This window comes from Streptomyces sp. NPDC048751, assembly GCF_043198595.1.
Taxonomy (GTDB): domain Bacteria; phylum Actinomycetota; class Actinomycetes; order Streptomycetales; family Streptomycetaceae; genus Streptomyces.
In genome coordinates this window covers 133,093-150,133 of the sequence record NZ_JBICUX010000006.1, presented here as the reverse complement: position 1 = coordinate 150,133, position 17,041 = coordinate 133,093, and the positions used below count along the sequence as shown (strand labels likewise).

The window sequence follows — 17,041 nt, the reverse complement described above, 5'->3', positions numbered from 1 at the left end:
GGAGGGTGTCCCCGGCTCGCAAGGAGTATCTGGATGGCGCAGGTCAGGCCCATGCGTGCGGACGCCCGGCGCAACTACGAGCGGTTGCTGCGCGCGGCGGTGGAGGCGTTCGCCGAGCACGGGGAGAACGCCTCGCTCGACGACATCGCCAAGCGCGCCGGAGTCGGTTCCGGCACGCTCTACCGGCATTTCCCCAACCGGTACGCGCTGTTGGAGGCCGCCTACGTCGGCCGGATCGAGGAACTCGCGGCACGGGCCGGTGAACTCGCCGAGGAACTGCCGCCCGGCGAGGCGCTGGTGGCGTGGCTGAACGAGGTCTGCGTGACGACGCTCCAGGTGCGGGGGCTGAAGGCGCTGATGGGGTCGGCCGTCACGGACACGGACACCGGACCGGTGGCGGTGACGGAGTGCGGGACCGTGTTGAAGCAGGCGTCGGCCGTGCTGGTGGAGGCGGCGCAGCGGGAGGGGACGCTGCGGGGGGATGTGGAGCCGGTGGAGGTGCTGCGGCTGGCGCACGGGGTTGCCACGGCGTCGGAGCTGGCGAGCGGGGACGGGAAGTACATACGCCGGTACTTGTCGCTGCTCACGGAGGGGTTGCGGCCGAGGGCCACGGACTGAACGCCGGACACCTGGTGCCCCCTGGAACGGGGGCACCCTGGATGCGTACCGGTCGTTACAACGCCTGCGCCGCCGGCTTCACCATGTTCCGTACCGTGCGGGCCTTCACGAAGTCGCCCATTGCCGTCATCTCCCACTCGCCGGAGAACTGGCGGATCAGTTTCGCCATCATCACGCCCGTCTGCGGTTCGGCGTTGGTCAGGTCGAAGCGGACCAGTTCCTCGCCGGTGGCGGCGTCGAGGAGGCGGCAGTAGGCCTTGGCGACCTCGGTGAACTTCTGGCCGGAGAAGGAGTTCACGGTGAAGACCAGGCCGGAGACCTCCTGCGGGATCCGGCCCAGGTCGACGACGATGACCTCGTCGTCGCCGCCGCCCTCGCCGGTGAGGTTGTCGCCGGAGTGCTTGATCGCACCGCCCACGATGGACAGCTTGCCGAAGTAGCAGCTGTCGATGTGGTTGCGCTGCGGACCGTAGGCGATGACCGAGGCATCCAGGTCGATGTCCTTGCCGCGGTACGCCGGTTCCCAGCCGAGGCCCATCTTGACCTGCGAGAGCAGCGGGCGGCCGCCCTTGACGAGGGAGACGGTCTGGTTCTTCTGGAGGCTGACGCGGCCCTTGTCGAGGTTGATCTTCCCGGTGCCGGGGGCGGCGGGAGCGGACGGGGGCGGGGCCTGGGGCATGGGCGGGGCCGGCGGGGTGACCGGTGCCTGCGTCGTGGGCGTCGGGGGAGCCGCCGGCTGGGCGGGCGCGGCGGGCTCCTCCACCGACACGCCGAAGTCGGTGGCGATGCCGGCCAGGCCGTTGGCGTAGCCCTGGCCGACCGCGCGGGCCTTCCAGACGCCGCCGCGCAGGTAGATCTCCATGACGACGAGTGCGGTCTCGGTGCCGAGCTGCGGCGGCGTGAACGTGGCCAGGACGCTGTTGTCGTCGCCGTTGCGGAGGGTGGCGGTCGGTTCGATGCCCTGGAAGCTCTGGCCGGGGGCGTCCGGGCTGGCGGTGACCACGATCTTCTCGATGCCCGGGGGGAGGGCGGTGGTGTCGACGGTGATCGCGTCCGGCGCGGCGCCACCGCCCGAGCGGTAGGTCACGCCCGGGCCGGCGGGCTGGTTGTAGAAGATGAAGTCGTCGTCGGAGCGCACTTTGCCGTCGGCGGTGAGCAGCAGGCCCGATACGTCGAGCCGCACCGGAGCGGCGACGTCCACCGTCACGCGCGGGGCGGAGAGAGGGATGTTCGAGCCGGGGGTCATAGCTGTCATGCCGGGTGAACGAGCCAGGTCGCTTTACCGTTCCCTTACCAGCGACCGATCGGGTCAGCGGCGGTTCCGGGGGTGGTCGCGGGCCGTGCGCTCGTTGCCCCGCTTGTAGTTCCCGGTCCAGCGGGCCATGACGAGCTGGGGGTCCGCCCCGCCGGCCTCGACCTCGGCGAGGAACTGCGCGGCCCTGGCGCCGTGCAGGGTCGTGGCGGGACGGTTGTGGTGGGTGATGTGGACGGTGTCGGGGCCGCGTTGCTCGTAGCGGAAACCGTGGGGGCGGGGCATGGGGGCGATGGTAGGGCCTGCCGGTGGACGGCCCCCACGGGTTTTCCGCCGCGCCCTACGGGACCACGACGATCTTGCGGCCCACGCCCGCCGCGAACTGGTCCAGCGCCTCGGGGTAGCGGTCCAGCGGGATCCGGTCGCTGATGAGGATCTCGGGGTCGAGGACGCCGTTCGCGAAGAGCTCCGCCGCTCGTTCGAAGCTGTGCAGGACCGCCATCGAGCCGGTGATCGTGATCTCCTGGTTGTAGATGCGGTACGGGTCGATCGTCACCCGGGTCGCGTAGTCGGCGACGCCGAACTGCAGGAACGTGCCGGCCTTGGCCACCCGCTCCAGGCCGTCCTGGATCGCCGCCGCGTTCCCCGTCGCGTCGACGACGACGTCCCAGCCCTGGGGGCGGTCCAGTTCGTCCGGGCTCGCGGCGGAGCCCGAGACGCCGAGCCGGCGGGCGGTCTCCAGGCGGGTCGGGTTGACGTCGACGACGTCGACGCTCGCCGCGCCCGTCCGTTTCGCCAGTTCCAGCATCATCAGGCCCATGGTTCCGGAGCCGTAGACCAGCACGTGGGCGCCGAGGCGGGACCGAAGGACGTCGTAGCCGCGCACCGCGCACGACAGCGGCTCCACCAGGGCCGCGTCCTGGGTGCGGACGTGCTCGGGCAGCCGTACGCAGTTCGCCACCGGTGCCACCGCGTACCGTGCCGCGCCGCCGGCGGTCGTCACGCCGATCGCGGCCCAGCGTTCGCAGAGGTTGTTGTGGCCGGTGCGGCAGTAGCGGCACTCGTGGCAGTACAGGGAGGGGTCCACCGCGACCCGGTCGCCGACCGAGACCTCCGTGACCTGGGTGCCCACCCCGACCACCTCGCCGGCGAACTCGTGCCCGGGCACGATCGGCAGTTTCGGCGCGAACTCGCCCTGGAGGATGTGCAGGTCGGTGCCGCACAGGCCGCACGCGGCGACCTCGACGACGACCTCGCGGGGGCCCGGCGTCGGGTCGGGGACCTCGGTGACGACGGCACGGCCCACGGACTCGATGACGGCGGCCTTCATTTCACGGCTCCCAACGACAGGCCCTGGACCAGCTTGTCCTGGGCGGCGAACCCCGCGGCGAGCACCGGCAGGGAGATGACGAGCGACGCGGCGCACACCTTCGCCAGGAACAGGCCCTGGCTGGTGATGAAACCGGTCAGGAAGACGGGGGCCGTCTCGGCGACCACGCCGGTCAGCACCCGTGCGAAGAGGAGTTCGTTCCAGCTGAAGATGAAGCAGATCAGTGCCGTCGCCGCGATGCCCGGCAGCGAGATCGGGGCGACCACGCGCGCGAGGACCGTCGGCAGGCGGGCCCCGTCCACCCGCGCCGCCTCGATCACCGCCACCGGGACCTCGGCCAGGAAGGACTGCATCATCCACACCGCGATCGGCAGGTTCATGGAGGTGTAGAGGACGACCAGCAGCCAGATGTTGTCGAGCATCCCCGCGTTCTTGGCGAAGAGGTAGATGGGCAGCAGGCCCGCCACCGCCGGCAGCATCTTCGTCGACAGGAAGAAGAACAGGACGTCCGTCCACTTGCGGACCCGGCGGATCGACAGCGCGTACGCCGCCGGGAGCGCGAGCAGCAGGACCAGCAGCGTCGACGCCACCGACGCCACGGTCGAGTTGATCAGGGCCGGCCAGGGGCTCGCCCCGCCGCCCGTGCCGAAGAACTCGCGGTAGCCGTCCAGCGTCAGGGCGGCGGTGAAGGACGGCGGGTTGGTCGCCGCGTCCGCCTCCGAGTGGAAGGACGTCAGGGCCATCCAGGCGATGGGGAGGAAGAACAGGATTCCCAGCAGCCAGGCGAGCAGGCCCAGGCCGTTTCGGCGTACGACGCTCATGCGCGTGACACCTCCTCGCGGAACAGGGACGACACCACGCGCAGGGCGAAGGTCGCGATGACGATCGAGCCGATGACCACCAGGACGCCGGCGGCCGAGGCGAGGCCGTTCTCGTGGGCCTGGTAGAAGCTCTGGTAGACGGTGTAGGGGAGGTTCGCCGTGCCCAGGCCGCCGGACGTGATCGTGAAGACCGCGTCGAAGTTCTGGACGATGTAGATCGAGCCGAGCAGGGCGCCCAGCTCCAGGTAGCGGCGCAGGTGCGGGAGCGTCAGATGACGGAAGATCTGCCAGTCGTTGGCGCCGTCGACCCTCGCCGCCTCCAGCTGCTGCTGGTCGCGGCTCTGGAGGCCGGCCAGCAGGATCAGCATCATGAACGGCGTCCACTGCCAGACGAGGGACGCCTCGACGGCGAGCAGCGGGGTGTGGGAGATCCAGTCCGGCTGTGGGCCGCCGACGTAGTGCAACAGGCCGTTGAACAGGCCGTATTCGGGGTTGTACAGGACGTGCTTCCACAGCAGCGCCGCCGCCACGGGGACCACCAGGAAGGGGGCGATGAGGAGGGTGCGGACCACGCCCCGGCCCGCGAACCTGCGGTCGAGGAGCAGGGCGAGCAGCAGGCCCAGGACCAGGCTCGCCAGGACCACCGTGACCGTCAGCAGGACCGTCGTCCACACCGAGTGGCGCAGGTCCGCGTCGGTCAGCACCTGGCGGTAGTTGTCGAGACCGGTGAAGTGGCGGGCCTTGGGGTAGAGGGCGTTCCAGTCGAAGAACGAGATCACCAGGGTGGCCACGAACGGGAGTTGGGTGACCACGATCATGAAGATGAGGGCGGGGAGCAGCGGCGCCCGGGTGGCCCAGGCGCGCAGCCGCGCGGAGGGCTGCGTCGGGGCCTGTACGGGCAGGGCGGCCGGTGGGGCTGTCGTCGTGGCGGTCATCGTCCCTCGTACTCCTCGGAGATCTGCTCGGCGAGCTGCTGGGACTTCTTCAGGGCCTTCTCGACGGACTGGCGTCCGGCGATGGCCGCGCTGATCTCCTGGGAGACCTTGGTGCCGAGGTCGGTGAACTCGGGGATGCCGACGAACTGGATGCCGGGCGCCGGGCGCGGCTGCACCCCGGGCTCGTCGGGGCGGGCGCCCTCGATGGCCTCCTTGGTCATCTCCTGGAAGGCGGCCGCCTCTTTGACGTAGGCGGGGTTGGTGTACGTCGACGCGCGCTTGCCGGCGGGGACGTTCGACCAGCCGATCTTGTCGCCGACCAGCTGCTCGTACTGCTTGCCGGACGCCCAGGAGACGAACTTCCAGGCGTTGTCGGGGTTGCGGGACGCGTGCTGGATGCCCCAGGCCCAGGTGTAGAGCCAGCCGGAGGAGTCGGTCTTCTCGACGGGGGCGGGGGCGTAGCCCATCTTGCCCTTGACGGGGGAGTCGGACGCCTCCAGTGAGCCCGCCGCCGAGGTGGCGTCGTACCACATGGCGACCTTGCCCTGGGTCATGTTGTTGAGGCACTCGGCGAAGCCGGACTGGGCGGCTCCGGACTCGCCGTGCGCGCGGACGAGGTCGACGTAGAACTTCGTCGCCTTCTCGAACTCCGGTGAGTCCAGTCGGGCCTTCCAGTCCTTGTCGAACCAGGTGCCGCCGAAGGTGTTCACGACGGTGGTCAGCGGTGCCATGACCTCGCCCCAGCCGGGCAGTCCGCGCAGACAGATGCCCTTCATGCCGGGTTCGGCCCCGTCCGCCTTCGCCGCGAGGTCGGCGACCTGGTCCCAGGTGGGGTGGGCGGGCATCGTCAGGCCCTTCTTCGCGAACACGTCCTTGCGGTACATCAGGAAGGACGACTCGCCGTAGAAGGGCTGGCCGTAGAGCTTGCCGTCGTCGCCGGTCAGGGACTGGCGCATGGGCTTGAGGACGTCCTGTTCGTCGTACGCCGGGTCCTTCGCGACGTACGTGTTCATCTCGTGCAGCCAGCCGTTGCGGGCGTAGATCGGGATCTCGTAGTTGGAGAGGGTGGCGACGTCGTACTGGCCGGCCTGGTTGGCGAAGTCCTGGCTGATCTTGTCGCGGACGTCGTTCTCCGGCAGGACGGTGAAGCTCACCTTGATGCCGGTCTCCTCGGTGAAGTGGGCGGCGGTGAGTTTCTGCAGCTCCACCATCTGCGGGTTGTTGACCATCAGGACGTTGAGGGAGTCGCTGCCCGACCCCGCCCCGCCGGCCCCGACCCAGCAGCCGGACAGCAGCGGGGCGAGCAGCGTCCCTGCGGCGGCCGCGGCGAGCGTGGCTCGCGGTGGCCGTCGTCGGCTCTGGGTGCGCATGGATCGCTCCTGGACATAGGGGATGTAACGGGCGCCTCGCGGCATGGAGGTGCCCTGTGGATGAGTGAGTTGGATTTTCAGACCCGGATGACCTGCGGCCCCAGCAGCGCGTAGCGGTGCGCCTCCGACGCCGGGAGCAGGGTGCTCGTCACGATCGCCTCCAGCGCGCCGACCTCGGCGAACCGGCAGAAGCTGACCGCGCCGAACTTGGTGTGCACGCCCGCGAAGACCGTGCGCCGCGCGGCCCGGACGGCCTGCGTCTTGACCTCGCTGACGGCCGGGTCGGGGGTGGTGAGGCCGTGTTCGCGGGTGATGCCGTTGGCGCCGATGTAGGCGAGGTCGACGACGAAGCCGGCGAGCATCTTCGTCGTCCAGTGGTCGACGGTGGCGAGCGTGCCGGGGCGTACCCGGCCGCCGAGGAGCAGGACGGAGATGTGGTCCGCCTCGGCGAGCGCCCCCGCGACCGGCAGGGACGCGGTGACCACGGTCAGCGGCCGGTCCCGGGGCAGTGCCTCGGCGATGAGCTGCGGGGTGAAGCCCTCGTCGACGAAGACCGTCTCGGCGTCGCCGAGCAGCTCGGCCGCGGCGGCCGCGATCCGGCGCTTCTCGGGGACGTGACTGGTGGCGCGGAAGGCGAGGGTCGTCTCGAAGCCGGCGCTCTCCACGGGGTAGGCGCCGCCGTGCGTGCGGCGCACCAGTCCGTGGTCCTCCAGGGCGCGCAGATCCCGTCGTACGGTCTCCTTGGCGACGCCCAGATCGGCCGCGAGGGCGGTGACGTCGACCGAGCCGGTGGCGCGCGCGACCCGCACGATCTCCCGCTGGCGCTCCTCCGCCGTTCTGGGGGTCATCCGTACCCACCTCGCTTCCTGCCCGTTCGGGCCCGGTGCGGGCCATGGGGGAAGTTCTACAGCCGAGGCGCGGTGGTGACCAGGCTTGTTGCGCGCCCGATGCTGCCCGTATCGGCCCGTTTGGCGAGCGGAGTGACCGGCTCGGACCTGCGTGGTCGTGCCGGGCGGCGTGGGATCGGGCGCCGCCGGTGCCCGAATGCGGCGGCGGGCGGGCCCGTTCGGTGCCCGCCCGCTGAGTTTCGGCCCTTCCACTACGACCAGATCGGCTAGTACGGCCAGATCGGCGGCTCGCTGACGAAGTGGCCGCCCAGGTAGGCGTGGGCGATTTTCTCCGGGTCGAGGTCGCCCTGCTCGGCGATCAGTTTCTCCGCGTACGGCTCGGAGTCGTCCTGCGGCTCGTAACCGAGCGCCCGCGCGGTGCTCAGGTCCCACCACAGGCGGGTGTTGGCGGAGGAGCCGTAGACGACGGTGTGGCCGACGTTCTCCGCGGTCAGGGCGGCGTGCAGCAGGCGCGCGGCGTCGGCCGGGCTCATCCAGATGGAGAGCATCCGCACGCTGGTCGGCTCCGGGAAGCAGGAGCCGATGCGCACGGACACCGTCTCCAGGCCGTACTTGTCCCAGTAGAGCTGCGCGAGGTCCTCGCCGAAGGACTTGGACAGGCCGTAGAAGGTGTCCGGGCGGCGGGGGGTGTCGATCGGGATGAGGGGGTCGTCGCCCTGGGGGCGCGGGGTGAAGCCGACCGCGTGGTTGGAGGAGGCGAAGACGATCCGCCCGACGCCCTCCTCGCGGGCCGCCTCGTACAGGTTGTAGGTGCCCTCGATGTTCGAGCGCAGGATCTTTTCGAAGGGGGCTTCCAGGGAGATGCCCGCGAGGTGGATGATCGCGTCGACGCCCCGCACGGCCTCGCGCAGGGCGTCCTTGTCGGCCAGGTCCGCCACGATCGCGTCCGGCTCGCCCTCGATGGGCCGTACGTCGAGCAGGCGCAGCTCGTAGCCGTAGTCCGGGAGCAGGTCCCGCATCAGGGTGCCGAGCCCGCCGGCGGCGCCGGTGAGCAGAACGGTGCGGGGAGCTGGCATCCTCGGGTCTCCTTGCGTCGACAGCCGCATTCTTGTACAGGGTTCACATTCATGGACACGCTAGGGATCGCGGCCGCGTTGCGTCAAGTAGGGCGCGGAGCTGGACCTTCGCCGCCGTGACGAGGCATGCGCGCTTGACCGCCCCTCGCACGGCTCCTTAGGGTGGTCGTCGTTCAGAAATGTAAACAAGGATCATAAGAGTGAGCGCCTGTTCTAGGGAGAGCCCGTGACGCCAGCCCCGCTCGCCGCACGCCTGCGTGTCCCCAGCGGCCCGCTGTTCTTCCCTGTCACCGCCTACGGCCCCGACGGCTCCGTCGACCTGGACACCTACCGCGCGCACGTCCGCCGCGGCGTGGAGGCCGGGGCCGCCGCCGTCTTCGCGTGCTGCGGCACCGGGGAGTTCCACGCGCTCACGCCCGAGGAGTTCGAGACGTGCGTGCGGGCCGCCGTGGCGGAGACCGACGGGCGCGTGCCGGTCATCGCGGGCGCGGGCTACGGCACCGCGCTCGCGGTGCGGTACGGGCGACTGGCGCGGGCGGCCGGGGCGGACGGGCTGCTCGCCATGCCGCCCTACCTCGTGATCGCCGGGCAGGAAGGACTGCTGCGCCACTACCGCGAGGTGGCCTCGGCGACCGACCTGCCCGTCATCGTCTACCAGCGCGACAATGCCGTGTTCACCCCCGAGACCGTCGTCGAACTCGCGCGTACCGAGGGGATCATCGGGCTCAAGGACGGGCTCGGCGACCTGGACCTGATGCAGCGCATCGTCAGCGCGGTCCGCTCCGAGGTCCCCGGCGACTTCCTCTACTTCAACGGCCTCCCGACCGCCGAACAGACCCAGCTCGCCTACCGCGCCCTCGGCATCACGCTCTACTCGTCCGCCGTGTTCTGCTTCGCCCCGGAGATCGCCCGCGCCTTCTACGACGCCCTCGGCTCCGGCGACGACACCACCGCGCATCGGCTGCTCGACGGCTTCTACCGGCCGTTCGTCGAACTGCGCGCCCAGGGTCGCGGCTACGCCGTCGCCCTCGTCAAGGCCGGCGTACGGCTGCGCGGCCTCGACGTGGGGGAGGTCCGGCCCCCGCTGCACGAGCCGAGCGAGGATCATGTGAAGCAGCTCGCGCAGGTGATCGAGCGTGGGTACGCGCTGCTGGACGACAACAAGTAATGCTGCCGCAGGAGGACACGTGAAGGCGTCGACATTCGTCTACCCCTGGGACGTCAACGGCGACCCCGAAGCCCCGGCCCGCATCGCCGGGCTCGGCGTACAGCAGGTGACGCTCGCCGCCGCCTATCACTCCACCCGCGCGCTCACCCCCCGCCACCCGCGCCACCGCATCGTCACCGCCGAGCACGCCGCCGTCCTCTACCCGACGGACGAGCGCTGGGAGGGCCGCCCCCTGCGCCCCTACCCGGCCGGTGACTGGGCTCCCGGCGACGCGTACGGCGAGGCCGCCACCGCCCTCGCCGACGCCGGTCTGGACGTGCACACCTGGGTGGTCCTCGCGCACAACTCCCGTCTGGGCGCCGAACACCCGGGCACCTCGGTCGTCAACGCCTACGGCGACCGCTACCCGTGGGCCCCGTGCATCGCCCAGCCCGCCACACGCGCGTACCTCGTCGACCTGGCCGCCGAGGCCGCCGTACGGCCCGGCGCGGGCGGCACCGAGCTGGAGTCGCTCGGCTGGTACGGCCTGCAACACCTGCACGCCCACGACAAGACCGCCGGAGTCGGCCTCGGGGACGCCGGGCAGTACCTGATGGCGCTCTGCTTCTGCTCCACCTGCCGGGACGGGTACGGCGCCCAGGGCCTCGACGCCGACGAGCTGGCCGCCGCCGTACGCACCGCGCTGGAGCCGCTCTGGCAGGGCGCGCCCGACGACGGGAGCTGGGCGGGTGTGGAGAAGCTGCTCGGCGAGGCGACGGCGGCGGCCACGCGCGCGTGGCGCGACGACACCGCCCGCACGCTCCAGGAGGCGGCCGTAGCCGCCGTCCGAGCGGCCGCCCCCGAGGGGTTCCAGATCCTGCTGCACGCGGACCCCGTGACGTACCACGTCGGCGCCAACCCCGGCGTCGACCCGGCGCACATCCTGTCCGTCGCGGACGGTGTGGTCGTGCCCTGCGCGGGCGGGCCCGGCCTGCTGACGCCGTTCACCGAGCAGGGCCGCGCGGACGCCGTCGTCGCCGCCAACCTCGGTGTCGTCTCAGGCATGGGCGGCAGCCCGGACACACTGGCGGCGGACGCGGCGCGGGCCCGTGACCTCGGGGCCACGGAACTGCGGCTGTATCACGCCGGGTTGGCGTCGGACGCGGACCTGGAAGCCGTACGCAAGGGGCTCAGCGGACTCTGAGCCAGCACGGCCAGCTGCGCCAGGCCCAGGACCACCAACAACAGACGGTGGTCGACCAGTTCCACCAGCAGCGCCCCCGCGGCGAGACCGACCGCGTTCGGCGCGAACATCAGGGTGTGGGCCGTGGCGCCGACACGGCCCAGCATCCGCTGCGGCACCCGGGACTGCACGGCGGTGAGCGCGGCGATCAGCACACAGGGCAGCCCCACGCCGATCGCCGCGCTGCACACCAGGGCCACCGCGTCCGACGGCACCGCCCGCAGGGCCACCGCGACACCCGTGAGGGCCATCCCGCCCACCGCGAACCGGCGCTCGCCCAGGCGGCGCAGGGCGACACCCGAGGCCAGCCCGACCACGACCGACCCTGCACCCTGTACGGCGTACAGCACACCGGCGAACGCGGGGGAGTGGCCGAGGCCCTCGACGACCGCGTAGACCAGCGCGCCGTTGACGCCCGCGAACAGCATCGTCGTACCGCCGGCCAGGACCAGGTGCCGCAGCCCGGCGTCCCGCCAGAGGTGCCGGGCGCCCTCGGCGGTCTGCTCCCACCAGCCGCTCGTGGCCGGCACCGGGGCGCTCTCGCGGACCCGGACACACAGGTACAGCAGGGCCGCGCCCACGAAGGTCACCGCGTCCAGGACGGCGACGCCCGGGCCGCCGTACACCGCGTAGAGGCCCGCGCCCGCCAGCGGGGCGACCAGCTTCATGCCCTCGACGGCCGTCGTCCGCAGCCCGTTGAAGTCACCGAGCAACTCCGGGGCGACGGCCGCGGCGACCAGCGCCGACTCGGCCGCGTCGTGGACGACGGACGCCGTGCCGTACACCAGCAGCACCGTGAACAGCAGCCACAGGCCGGCCGCGGAGTCGACGGTGAGCAGGGTCAGGAGCAGGGCGGCCAGCAGCAGGTTGACCGTGATGAGCAGGGGTTTGCGGCGGGCGCGGTCGGCGAGCGTCCCCAGGGGCGGTCCCGCCAGGGACGGCACCCACAGCGCGAACGTGCACAGCGCGGCCAGCCCGTCCGACCCCGTCAGGTCCTTCACCCACACACCGGACGCCAGCCACAGGGCCGACGTACCGAGGCCGGACACCACCACCGCGCCGAGATACAGCGCCGCATCGCGGTCGCGCAGCACGCGCGACACCGTCCAAGTCGTCGTCATGCCCGGTCATCGTGGTCCTAAGGCGGGGGTGCCCGGATCAGGCAGGTGCCTTATACGGCCGTCGGCCGCAGAGCCCGTCGCGACCGGGGTCGTAGGGCTCGCCCGCTCTCGGACCGGCGACCGATGAGTTCCGCGGTGCGCGGGGGTCTGCAGGGGTATGGACACAGACACCATCACCCTCGACCTCGGACCGCAGACCCGGATCGTGGCCCGTCTCGCGGCGGGCGTGCGGGACGAGCAGCTGACGGACGTCACCCCGTGCCCGGGCACCGCGGTGCGCAACATGCTCGGGCATCTGCTCGGGCTGGCCGCCGCCTTCCGTGACGCCGGGCGCAAGGACCTGGGCGTCACGACCGACACCAGCCCCACCGCCGCCGTGCCCGACATCGGCCCCGGCTGGCGCGAGGAGCTGCCCAAGGTCCTCGACGAGCTCGCCGACGCCTGGCGCGACCCCGCCGCCTGGACCGGCATGACCCGCGCGGGCGGCTTCGACATGCCGGGCGCGGTCGCCGGTGCCGTGGCGGTCGACGAGCTGGTCATCCACGCCTGGGACCTGGCCCGCGCCACCGGCCGGCCGTACGAGCCGGACCCGGCCGCGCTGGAGGCGTCGTACGCCTTCCTCCTCGCCTCCGTCGACGACCCCTCCCGCGGCGAGATCTTCGGCCCCGTCGTCCCGGTACCCTCCGACGCACCCCTGCTGGACCGCGCGGTGGGCTTGAGCGGACGGGACCCGGGGTGGAGGAGCGGGCGGTGAGAGGGGGAGGCGTGTTGCTGGGGTCGTAGGGGAGCGGTGGGGGGCCTGGCGGCCGGGACGGAGTGTGCGGGTCGGGTGAGCTGGCCGCGAGGCGAGGAGACCCGGCCCCAGGGGTGTATTCCGGAGGCGCGGCGATCCGGGCCGACCGTACGCTCCGCGCATGTCTTCCGACCTCAGCCTCACCGTCCTCGGCACCGCCTCCCCCCACCCGCAGCCCGACCGGCCCTGCTCCGGGTATCTCCTGCGCGGGGGTGGCGCCGAGGTGTGGGTGGACGCGGGGCCCGGGAGCTTCGCCGAGTTGCAGCGGCACACGGATCCGGCGCGGCTCAGCGCGATCTGGATCTCGCATCTCCATGCCGATCTCCCCCAGTCTCGACTTCGCTCGACCGGGCGGTGCCCCCATCGCCGATCTGCTCTCCGCGTTCCACGGTCTCGCGTACGGAGGGCTCACCCCTGCCGCGCCCGTTCCCGTCCACGCCCCGCGCGAGTGCGCTCAGCGGTTGGCCGGCTTCTTCGGCCGCCCGGACGCGGGCTTTCTGGCGGACACGTTCGACTTCCAGCCCCTGGACGACGGCCACACCGTCCGGCACGGCGGGCTGTTGCTCACCTCGCGTGCCGTCGTGCACGACGTCGAGGCGTACGGCCTGCGGGCCACGTGCGAGGGCGACGGTGAGGGCAGGAGGCTCGCCTACTCCGGGGACAGCGGCCCCTGCGCCGCCCTGACCGGGCTCGCCCATGACGCCGACCTGTTCCTGTGCGAGGCCGACATCGATCGGCATCGCGAAGGCGAACAGGTCCACCTGACCCCCGAGGACGTCGGCCGCACGGCGCGGGAGGCGGGCGTGGGGCAGCTGCTCATCACCCACGTCGGCCCCACCCTCACCCCCGAATCGGCGACCGCCCGGGCGGCCTCGGTGTTCGGCGGGCCCACCGCCACCGCCCGAGTGGGCGAGACCGGGCGATCTGACGCAACGCCAACTTCCTTTGCCGGAAGCATTGACGAAACACGGGAGCCCTCCCTAGGTTCATCGCGTCGTACTTCGTACGTCATATATGAGACGCGATATGTGAGATCCGATCCGAGATCCTGTGATCCGTGAGATCCGAGAGGCGCGCATGACCTCTGTGCCCACGCCGATCCCGTCCCGCACGCAATATGTGCTGGAAGGGATCAAACACCGCATCCTGACCGGGCAGTTGACCCCGGGACAGGCCCTGGTCGAGACGGAGCTCGCCGCACAGTTCGGGGTGTCCAAGACCCCGGTGCGCGAGGCGCTGAAGACCCTGGCCGGCACCGGGCTGGTCGTGATGAACCAGTACAAGGGCGTCACGGTGCGCATGGTGGACGCGGACATGGCGCGCGAGGTCTACGACGTGCGGCTGCTGCTGGAGCCGGAGGCACTGCGCCGGTCGGTGCGGCGCGGAGCCTCGCTCGACGCCGCGCGGGACGCGCTGACCCGGGCCGACGACGCCACCGACACCGCCGAACGCTCCCTGGCCAACCGGGAGTTCCACCGCGCGCTGTACGTGCCGTGCGGCAACCCGCTGCTCGGCCGGATGCTCGACGAGGTCCGCGACCAGGCCGCCCTGGTCTCCGCCGTCGCCTGGGCCGCCGACCCCTCCTGGGAGCGGGAGGCCGCCGAGCACCGCGACATCCTGCGGCTCGCCCTCGACGGCGACGCGGACGGCGCTGCCCGGGCCCTGCACGCCCATATCGCGTCCTTCGTGCGGCGCGCGTTCCCCGAGGCCGAAGAGGCCCAGGCAGAGGAAGGTCAGGCATGAGCAGCGTGGCGTTCGAGACCCAGCGGGCGGCCCTGGCCGACGTGGTGGCGATCCCGGTGACCCCGTTCGCCGAGGACGGCTCCGTCGACCAGGAGACCCACCGGGCCCTGCTGCGCCGACTGCTCGACGGCGGGATCACCACGCTCACCCCCAACGGCAACACCGGCGAGTTCTACGCCCTGACCCCCGAGGAGCGCCGGCTCGTCACGGAGATGACGATCGATGAGGCGGGGGATCGTTCAACGATCCTCGTGGGGGTCGGGCACGACATTCCCACCGCCATCGCCTCCGCCCGCCACGCCCGCGAACTGGGCGCGGCCATGGTGATGGTCCACCAGCCCGTCCACCCGTACGTCTCGCAGAGCGGCTGGGTCGACTACCACCGCGCGATCGCCGAGGCCGTGCCCGAGCTGGGCGTGGTCCCGTACATCCGCAACGCGCAGCTGGCCGGTGTCCGGCTCGCCGAACTCGCCGACGTCTGCCCGAACGTGATCGGTGTCAAGTACGCCGTCCCGGACGCGGCCCGCTTCGCCGCCTTCGCCCGGGACGCGGGACTGGAACGCTTCGTCTGGGTCGCCGGTCTCGCCGAGCCGTACGCCCCCTCGTACTTCTCCGCCGGAGCCACCGGCTTCACCTCGGGGCTCGTGAACGTCAACCCGGCCGTTTCGCTGAACATGATCGAAGCGCTTCGATCCGGTGACTTCCCGGCCGCGATGAAGGTCTGGGAGCAGATCCGCCGCTTCGAGGAGCTGCGCGCGGCCAACGGCTCCGCCAACAACGTCACCGTCGTCAAGGAGGCCCTCGCCTCCCTCGGACAGTGCCGCCGCGACGTACGCCCCCCGAGCAGGCCGCTGCCCGAGGACGAGCGCGCGGAGGTCGCCGCCATCGCCGCCAGGTGGTCCATATGAACGCACCGGTCGACAAGAAGCGCCCGGAAGAGCTGCGCAGTCACCAGTGGTACGGCACCGAGGGCCTGCGTTCCTTCAGTCACCGCGCCCGCACCCGTCAGCTCGGCTACCTGCCCGAGGAGCACCTGGGCAAGCCCGTCATCGCGATCCTCAACACCTGGTCGGACATCAACCCCTGTCATGTGCACCTCCGTGACCGGGCGCAGGCGGTCAAGCGGGGCGTGTGGCAGGCGGGCGGTTTCCCGCTGGAGTTCCCGGTCTCCACCCTCAGCGAGACCTTCCAGAAGCCGACCCCGATGCTCTACCGCAACATGCTCGCGATGGAGACCGAGGAGCTGCTGCGCTCCTATCCGGTGGACGGCGCCGTGCTGATGGGCGGCTGCGACAAGACCACGCCCGCCCTGCTCATGGGGGCCGCGAGCGTCGACCTGCCGACCGTGTTCGTGCCGGCCGGGCCGATGCTGCCCGGGCACTGGCGCAACGAGGTCCTGGGCTCCGGCACCGACATGTGGAAGTACTGGGACGACAAGCGGGCCGGCCTCATCGGGGACTGCGAGATGGCCGAGCTGGAGAACGGCCTCGCCCGCTCGCCGGGCCACTGCATGACGATGGGGACGGCGTCGACGCTGACGGCGGCGGCGGAGGCGCTGGGGGTGACGGTTCCGGGAGCGTCGAGCATTCCGGCCGTGGACTCGGGGCACGATCGGATGGCCGCCGCGGCGGGCATGAGGATCGTTGAACAAGTCCACAAGGGGCGCGTCCTCTCCGAGATCCTCACCCGCGACGCCTTCGAGGACGCCGTGACGACCGTCCTCGGCCTCGGCGGCTCCACCAACGCCGTGATCCACCTGATCGCCATGGCCGGCCGCGCCGGTGTGAAGCTCACCCTGGACGACTTCGACCGCATCGCCCGCACGGTCCCCGTCCTGGCCAACGTCCGCCCGGGCGGCCGGACGTACCTGATGGAGGACTTCCACTTCGCCGGCGGCCTGCCCGGTTTCCTCTCCCGGATCCCGGACCTGCTCCACCTGGACCGGCCCACCGTCTCGCACGACACCCTGCGCGAGCAGATCGCCGGCGCCCAGGTCCACAACGACGACGTCATCCGCCCGCGCGAGAACCCGGTCGCGAGCGAGGGCGGGGTCGCCGTACTGCGCGGCAACCTCTGCCCCGACGGCGCCGTCATCAAGCACATCGCCGCCGAACGGCACCTGCTCAAGCACACCGGTCCCGCGGTCGTCTTCGACGACTACAAGACGATGCAGCGGACCATCAACGACCCCGAGCTGGGCATCACCGCCGACAGCGTGCTGGTGCTGCGCAACGCCGGACCCAAGGGCGGCCCCGGCATGCCCGAGTACGGCATGCTGCCCATCCCCGACCACCTGCTCAAGCAGGGCGTGCGGGACATGGTGCGGATCTCCGACGCCCGGATGAGCGGGACGAGTTACGGCGCGTGCGTGCTGCACGTGGCGCCGGAGTCGTACGTCGGCGGACCGCTGGCGCTCGTGCGCACGGGTGACTCGATCACCCTGGACGTCGAGGCGCGCACGCTCCACCTCGACGTCCCCGACGAGGAGTTGGAGAGGCGCCGTGCGGAGTGGACGCCGCCGCCCACCCGGTACGAGCGAGGTTACGGCGCGCTCTACAACGACCAGATCACCCAGGCCGACACCGGCTGCGACTTCGAGTTCCTGGCCCGCCCCGGCAAGGTGCAGGACCCGTACGCCGGCTGACCCCCCCAGTGGTACGACCTCGCACCCGTCTGCCCGGAGAGAAAGCGCTTCACCCGCACGCTCACGCACCACGCACGCACGACGTACGAGAACGGAGAAC

16 protein-coding genes and 1 pseudogene are annotated in these 17,041 nt (G+C 71.6%); 8 read left to right on the top strand and 9 right to left on the bottom strand.

Features of this window, described 5'->3' with window-relative positions; genetic code table 11:
• Positions 1-33: 33 nt before the first annotated feature.
• On the top strand, positions 34-618 hold the full coding sequence (locus tag ACGFNV_RS20465) for a TetR/AcrR family transcriptional regulator (RefSeq protein WP_393624312.1): 585 nt from the start codon (positions 34-36) through the stop codon (positions 616-618).
• A 55-nt stretch (positions 619-673) separates the two neighbouring features.
• Here ACGFNV_RS20465 and ACGFNV_RS20460 read toward each other — a convergent pair whose 3' ends face one another.
• From ACGFNV_RS20460 to ACGFNV_RS20425, 8 genes are all read right to left on the bottom strand, one after another.
• Positions 674-1,864, bottom strand: a complete 1,191-nt coding sequence (locus ACGFNV_RS20460) for a TerD family protein (protein WP_393624720.1) — start codon at positions 1,862-1,864, stop codon at positions 674-676.
• Positions 1,865-1,927: 63 nt separating this feature from the next.
• Positions 1,928-2,155, bottom strand: coding sequence for a hypothetical protein (locus tag ACGFNV_RS20455; RefSeq protein WP_133930512.1), 228 nt, complete (start codon positions 2,153-2,155; stop codon positions 1,928-1,930).
• 55 nt (positions 2,156-2,210) lie between these two features.
• Positions 2,211-3,200 carry a zinc-dependent alcohol dehydrogenase family protein gene (locus ACGFNV_RS20450; RefSeq protein ID WP_393624310.1) on the bottom strand — a complete coding sequence of 330 codons (990 nt, stop codon included), beginning with the start codon at positions 3,198-3,200 and terminating at the stop codon, positions 2,211-2,213.
• On the bottom strand, positions 3,197-4,021 hold the full coding sequence (locus tag ACGFNV_RS20445) for a carbohydrate ABC transporter permease (RefSeq protein WP_393624308.1): 825 nt from the start codon (positions 4,019-4,021) through the stop codon (positions 3,197-3,199). The genes ACGFNV_RS20450 and ACGFNV_RS20445 overlap by 4 nt, the downstream gene beginning before the upstream one ends.
• Positions 4,018-4,956: a carbohydrate ABC transporter permease gene (locus ACGFNV_RS20440; protein ID WP_393624307.1), complete on the bottom strand. Its 939-nt coding sequence runs from the start codon at positions 4,954-4,956 to the stop codon at positions 4,018-4,020. Before ACGFNV_RS20440 ends, ACGFNV_RS20445 begins: the two co-directional genes overlap by 4 nt.
• The gene (locus tag ACGFNV_RS20435; RefSeq protein ID WP_393624305.1) at positions 4,953-6,326 is read right to left on the bottom strand and encodes an ABC transporter substrate-binding protein; all 1,374 of its coding nucleotides are present in this window, start codon (positions 6,324-6,326) and stop codon (positions 4,953-4,955) included. Before ACGFNV_RS20435 ends, ACGFNV_RS20440 begins: the two co-directional genes overlap by 4 nt.
• Positions 6,327-6,403: 77 nt before the next feature.
• Positions 6,404-7,174, bottom strand: a complete 771-nt coding sequence (locus ACGFNV_RS20430; protein WP_393624303.1) for a DeoR/GlpR family DNA-binding transcription regulator — start codon at positions 7,172-7,174, stop codon at positions 6,404-6,406.
• A 266-nt stretch (positions 7,175-7,440) separates the two neighbouring features.
• Positions 7,441-8,250 (bottom strand): NAD-dependent epimerase/dehydratase family protein, encoded by an 810-nt coding sequence (locus ACGFNV_RS20425; RefSeq protein ID WP_393624301.1) that lies wholly within the window; start codon positions 8,248-8,250, stop codon positions 7,441-7,443.
• A gap of 226 nt (positions 8,251-8,476) precedes the next feature.
• On the opposite strand from ACGFNV_RS20425, the gene ACGFNV_RS20420 reads away from it, so the two are divergent.
• On the top strand, positions 8,477-9,418 hold the full coding sequence (locus tag ACGFNV_RS20420) for a 5-dehydro-4-deoxyglucarate dehydratase (protein ID WP_393624299.1): 942 nt from the start codon (positions 8,477-8,479) through the stop codon (positions 9,416-9,418).
• A 19-nt stretch (positions 9,419-9,437) separates the two neighbouring features.
• Positions 9,438-10,601: a hypothetical protein gene (locus ACGFNV_RS20415; protein WP_393624298.1), complete on the top strand. Its 1,164-nt coding sequence runs from the start codon at positions 9,438-9,440 to the stop codon at positions 10,599-10,601.
• On the opposite strand, the gene ACGFNV_RS20410 is transcribed toward ACGFNV_RS20415, so the two are convergent.
• Positions 10,538-11,761: an MFS transporter gene (locus ACGFNV_RS20410; protein WP_393624296.1), complete on the bottom strand. Its 1,224-nt coding sequence runs from the start codon at positions 11,759-11,761 to the stop codon at positions 10,538-10,540. The genes ACGFNV_RS20415 and ACGFNV_RS20410 overlap by 64 nt on opposite strands.
• A gap of 157 nt (positions 11,762-11,918) precedes the next feature.
• On the opposite strand from ACGFNV_RS20410, the gene ACGFNV_RS20405 reads away from it, so the two are divergent.
• The 5 genes and pseudogenes from ACGFNV_RS20405 (at position 11,919) to araD (ending at position 16,941) form a co-directional block, all read left to right on the top strand.
• Complete coding sequence (locus ACGFNV_RS20405; protein ID WP_393624295.1) at positions 11,919-12,515, top strand: TIGR03086 family metal-binding protein; 597 nt, start codon at positions 11,919-11,921, stop codon at positions 12,513-12,515.
• Positions 12,516-12,675: 160 nt separating this feature from the next.
• A pseudogene (locus ACGFNV_RS20400) lies at positions 12,676-13,471 on the top strand (MBL fold metallo-hydrolase); the annotation flags it as partial.
• 160 nt (positions 13,472-13,631) lie between these two features.
• Positions 13,632-14,297 (top strand): GntR family transcriptional regulator, encoded by a 666-nt coding sequence (locus ACGFNV_RS20395; protein WP_133930502.1) that lies wholly within the window; start codon positions 13,632-13,634, stop codon positions 14,295-14,297.
• Positions 14,294-15,205 carry a dihydrodipicolinate synthase family protein gene (locus tag ACGFNV_RS20390; RefSeq protein WP_393624293.1) on the top strand — a complete coding sequence of 304 codons (912 nt, stop codon included), beginning with the start codon at positions 14,294-14,296 and terminating at the stop codon, positions 15,203-15,205. The genes ACGFNV_RS20395 and ACGFNV_RS20390 overlap by 4 nt, the downstream gene beginning before the upstream one ends.
• Positions 15,202-16,941 carry an L-arabinonate dehydratase gene (gene araD, locus ACGFNV_RS20385; protein ID WP_393624291.1) on the top strand — a complete coding sequence of 580 codons (1,740 nt, stop codon included), beginning with the start codon at positions 15,202-15,204 and terminating at the stop codon, positions 16,939-16,941. Before ACGFNV_RS20390 ends, araD begins: the two co-directional genes overlap by 4 nt.
• Positions 16,942-17,041: the final 100 nt, after the last annotated feature.